At 68.5% G+C, this 5,085-nt stretch carries 3 protein-coding genes and 1 pseudogene; all 4 read left to right on the top strand.

The window, feature by feature from the left end; all coding sequences use genetic code 11:
- Nucleotides 1–141 (top strand): annotated as a pseudogene (locus tag F8271_RS34320) (IS110 family transposase); the annotation flags it as partial.
- Between the two features lie 94 nt (nt 142–235).
- Nucleotides 236–3,262, top strand: coding sequence for a Tn3 family transposase (locus F8271_RS29795; protein WP_151493142.1), 3,027 nt, complete (start codon nt 236–238; stop codon nt 3,260–3,262).
- Nucleotides 3,263–3,668: 406 nt separating this feature from the next.
- The gene (locus F8271_RS33560) at nt 3,669–4,193 is read left to right on the top strand and encodes a hypothetical protein (protein ID WP_225854855.1); all 525 of its coding nucleotides are present in this window, start codon (nt 3,669–3,671) and stop codon (nt 4,191–4,193) included.
- A gap of 48 nt (nt 4,194–4,241) precedes the next feature.
- On the top strand, nt 4,242–4,823 hold the full coding sequence (locus F8271_RS33555) for a hypothetical protein (protein WP_225854854.1): 582 nt from the start codon (nt 4,242–4,244) through the stop codon (nt 4,821–4,823).
- Nucleotides 4,824–5,085: the final 262 nt, after the last annotated feature.

Below are 5,085 nucleotides of genomic sequence, written 5' to 3'. Positions count from 1 at the left end.
GAGGGCAAGACCAAGCGCGAGATCATCCGCTGCCTCAAGCGATACCTGGCCCGCGAGGTCTTTACAGCCCTGCTGAACAGCCCTTCTATCGCAGCCATGACCCCTGCTGGGACTGCTTCCAACCTAGGACTTGACGCATAGGAGCATCGCTAAGAACTGAGGGTTGATCAAGCTCTGATCTGGCCCGTAGCGTGCCGTCCCGTTCGGTGACGGTCGATGCTCGGGTGGTGGGGTTGTGGCGACTCAGGACGTGTTCTCGGCAGAGGATCTGGTGCGGCTTCGGGGGTTCCCGGAGATCAACCGGGCCGAGCTGATCAGGTACTTCACGTTGACCGGTGCGGACGAGGCGTTCGTGCGCCAGTTCCGTACGGGCCGCAACGTGTTGGGTGTGGCGGTGCAGTTGTGCACGCTGCCGTGGCTCGGGTTCGTGCCCGATGACGTCGCGGCGGCACCGGCGGCCGTGGTGGGCCGGTTGTCGCAGCGGCTCGGGATCGCGATGGGTGAGCTGCGGGGGTACGGCGAGCGGGAGCAGACCCGGACGGGGCATCTGCGGGAGGTGGCCGGCTACGCCGGCTGGCGGTCGATGGACACCGCCGAGTGGAAGGACCTCGACGAGTTCCTGTTCGCCCGGGCGATGGAGCACGACTCGCCGAAGCTGCTGTTCCGGCTGGCCTGCGAGTATCTGTTGTCGTCGCGGGTGGTGCGGCCGGGGGTAATCCTGTTGCTGCGGCGGGTGGCTGCGGCGCGGGCCCGCGCTCGGGGTGAGACGTGGTCGCGGGTGCGGCATCTGCTGACCGATCGGCGGTGCGCGGAGCTGGACCTGCTGCTGGTCCCGGACGCCTATCTCGGCCGGACGCCGCTGGCGTGGCTGGGTGTGGGGCCGACGTCGTCGAGCCCAGCCGCGGTGAAGGCCGAGCTGGAGAAGCTGACCTACCTGCGCCGGTTGGACGCGCACACCCTGGATCTGTCGATGCTGCCGGCGGAACGGCGCCGGTTCCTGGCCGGGGTGGGCCGCCGGTTGACGGGGCAGGCGTTGCAGCGGCGCGAGCCGGAGCGCCGGTATCCGATCCTGCTGACCCTGCTGGCGCAGTCGGCGGTCGACGTGCTGGACGAGACGCTGCTGCTGTTCGACCAAGCGATCAGCGGCCGGGAAGCGGCGGCGAAGCAGAAGGTCGTCGAGGCCCTCGCGGAGCGGGCGAAAGGCGGGGAGAACCGGCAGGCGCTGCTGGACGAGATCCTGACCATCGTCCTCGACACCGGGATCGGCGACGAGCAGATCGGCGCGCTCCTGCGCGGTCGGATCGGGATGGACCGGATGCGGGGGGCGTGGGCCGAGCGCCGCGAGCGGCTGCCACGCGACCACGGCCAGCTCAGCATGTTGGACGCGTCGATGTCGTACCTGCGTCAGTTCGCCCCGGCCGTGCTGGGCGCGGTCCAGTTCGCAGGCGGGCCCGGCACCGAGCAGTTGCTCCAGGCGGTGAGCGTACTGGCCGAGCTGTACGCCACCGGTGCCCGCAAGGTCCCGGCCGGTGCTCCGGTCGGGTTCGTCCCGACGAAGTGGGCCGGCTACCTCGTGGTCGCGGAGCAGGCCGGTGACGTCACCGCGTACCGCCGCTATTGGGAGATCGCCGTGTTGGTCGGCCTTCGGGACGGGCTGCGCTCGGGTGACGTGTTCGTGCCCGGGTCGCGGCGGTACGCCGATCCGGCGTCGTTCCTGCTCACCCCGGCGGCGTGGGCGCCGCAGAAGGTGGAGTTCTGCCACCTGGTCGGTAAACCGGTCGAGGCCGCCGATGCGCTCGCGCAGGCTGACGACGAGCTGCACGCCGCCCTGACGGATCTGGAGACGCAGTTGGCGAAGGGCAATCCGGGTGAGGTGCGGCTCACCGACGACGGGGAGCTGATCATCCCGCCGTTGACCGCCGAGGACGTGCCCGCCGAGGCCGACGCGCTGCGCGCGGAGTTGGCCGGGATGCTGCCGAGGGTGCCGATCGCGTCGGTGCTGGTGGAGGTCGACGCCCGGACCGGGTTCACCGATCACCTGGTGCACGCCGGCGGGAAGGTGAGCCGGCCGGCGGAGCTGAAACGCAACCTGCTGTACGTGATCATCGCCGAGGCGACGAACATGGGTCTGTCGGCGATGGCCGAGTCCTGCGGCGTGCCGTACGACGTCCTGGCCTGGACCGCCGAGTGGTACTTCCGCCCGGAGACGTTGGAGGCGGCCAACGCCGCGGTGGTCAACTACCACCACCGGCTTCCGCTGACCCAGGCGTTCGGGTCGGGCACCTTGTCGTCGTCGGACGGGCAGCGGTTTCCGGGCAAGGGCAAGTCGATCACCGCCCGGCACCTGTCGCGGTACTTTGCCCGCGGGCAGGGTGTCTCCACCTACACCCACGTCTCCGACCAGCACTCGACGTTCGACACGAAGGTCATCGTGGCGACCGCGCCGGAGTCGCACTACGTGCTCGACGGGCTTCTGGGCAACGAGACCGACCTGCCGACCTTCGAGCACGCCACCGACACTCACGGCGCGACCCTGGCCAACTTCGCCCTGTTCGACCTGGTCGGCAAGCAGCTCTCGCCGCGCATCCGCGACCTCGGGAAGATCACCCTCTACCGGACCGGCCCGAACGCCGACTTCCTCGCCCGCTACCCACGTGCGGGCGGCCTGCTGACCCGGCGCCTGAACACCGACCTGATCACGAGCACCTGGGACGACCTGCTGCGCGTCGCCGCCTCGGTGCAGGGCGGCCACGCCACCGCCGCGCTGGTCGTCGGGAAGCTGTGCTCCTCCAAGCGACAGCAGAACGCGCTGACCAGCGCGATCAAGGAGTACGGGGCGCTGCGCCCCACGGTCTACGCCGCCCGGTACCTCGCCGACGAGACCTACCGGCGGCGGATTTCCCGGCAGCTCAACAAGGGCGAGAACCTGCACGCCCTGCGCCGCTCCCTCGCCTACGCCGGCGAGGGAGCGCTACGCCGCCGCCACCACGAGCAGCAGACCGAGCAGATGTGGTGCCTGACCCTGGCCACCAACGCGATCGTCTGTTGGTCCACCGAGTACCACGGCCTCGCCGTCGGCGCGTTACGCCGTGACGACCGCCAGGTTGACGACGAGGCGCTGGCGCACATCTGGCCGACCCACCACGAGAACGTCCACTTCTACGGCACCCACTCGGTCGACATCGACGGTGAACTCGCCCAGCTCGACACCGACGGCTACCGGCCGCTGCGGCTGGCCGAGGCCACGGCGGCAAACCGCTGAGCACGGGCGGTGCCTGACGGTCGTCCGTCAGGCACCCGCCCACAGTTCACAACGGCGGCCGGCCGGAGGTTCGGCGGACCTCGTCGGCTGGCGGGTCCTGGCCGACGTCGGCCAGGACCCGCGCGGCGTCTCGTTCGAGAACCGCGGGCTGCCCGCGACGTGGATGTATCCCCACCGCTGGCACGGCCGGGATCTCGCTGCGTTGAATCAAGCCCGGATTGCGGACTGAGGGCGACACCATTACTTATTGTGGGCAGGCATGCACGGACGGTACCGTCAGCTCCGGAAACGTGAGAGCGGCGGTAGCACGAACACGTCAACGACGACGGGGGCCGCAAGAGACATGGTGCTGAGATATACGGCAGACACGGCCGCTGCGGCCTGGCTCGCGAGTTCGCGGACTCCGGTGGAGCAGCTGATCACGTTCGGGCCTGCTGACTACGAGGCGTATGCCCGCTTGCGGTACATCCCCGATCCGACGTCGCCCGATCAGCGCGAGACCGACGCCGATGTTCCGGCCGACCGCGAGTTGTGGACGCCGCAGGCGCGACGCGCGCTGCACGTCCTCGCACCATTCACGGCAACGCCTGACCAGTGCTTCTTTTGCGTCTGGGAGGGCGTAGCCGGAAGCGCCCTGTCGGCGGCCGAGCGGCAGGGCCCGCTGGTGACCGTTCCACACCGTCGGTACGTCCTGTTCACCGGCCGGCTCGCGGACTACATCGAAGGCCGCGCCGAACCGTTCGACGGCGATTCCGCTCCGGTCCCCGCCTTCGTCTGGCCGGCGGATCGCCGGTGGTGTTTCACCAGTGACGTCGACCCCCACTGGGCAGGGATAGGCGCTGACCAAGCTGCCGTCGACAGGCTGCTGGCCACCGTCGGCCTCGACGTGGTCCAGGCGATGCCCGCCGAGCGTTTCCCTGCCTATCGGTAAATCACCCACCACAGGGGAGGCACAGTGTAACGGTACGCAAAGAGGACCGTGCGGGTCGCGGTCGCGGCAGTTGTGGCGGTCGGTGGTGTCAGTCTCACCTTACCGGCAGCCGCGCAAGCCCGGGTCGACGGTGTTGTCTCCTACGCCGATGCCGTCCCTGGCCTCGAGCCCTCTGGACTCGGAGACCAGGCGCGCTATGTCGACGAGCACGGCCGAGAGATCGATCCGGCGGCGAACGGGAAACACGACGGCGGGAACGCGCCATCGGCGATCGGGTGCACACCCGTCACCCTGCCTGACGACCCTCACTGGTCATCTCCGGATGTTTCTGGGCACGGGCAGTGGAACAAGGGCGATTGCACGGGAAACACCGCTCATGTTTACAACTGCCTCTACGAGTACTACACCGACGGCACCTACCGCCGTAAGGCATGTTCGGATTCGACGCAGCTCAAGCCCAAGTCGGAGAGCAACAACCGATCGACGGCGCGCCGAACCTGCGACTCGACAGGCCAGTCGATCTCCTGGCGCAATCAGGTCGACGTGGACGTCGACGGTCAGGTTGATTCGTCAGGCACCGAGTACCACCAGGCGAATGTGTACTGCGTCGTCACAGGACCAGATCAGTAAAAGCGCAGGTCGCCCAGCACTCAGCATCGGAACGGCCCGAGAGCGGCACCATGCTCTCGGGGCGTTCCGATGCTGACCGCCGTCTCGAAGATCACATATGTGGCTAACTGGGTGAGTGACGCCCGCCGGAAGGTGTGAAGTTCCACCCTGGGACCGGTCACCGGGGTTTCATGCCGCGAGGGCGTGGGCTTGACGGTAGCAGGCACGCGTTTCGTGGGGCGTGCGGTGGTTGAGTGTCGAGTGTAGACGTTGATGATTGTAG

It is taken from the genome of Micromonospora sp. ALFpr18c, assembly GCF_008868155.1.
Lineage (GTDB): Bacteria > Actinomycetota > Actinomycetes > Mycobacteriales > Micromonosporaceae > Micromonospora.
This window is presented reverse-complemented; position numbering and strand designations above follow the sequence as displayed.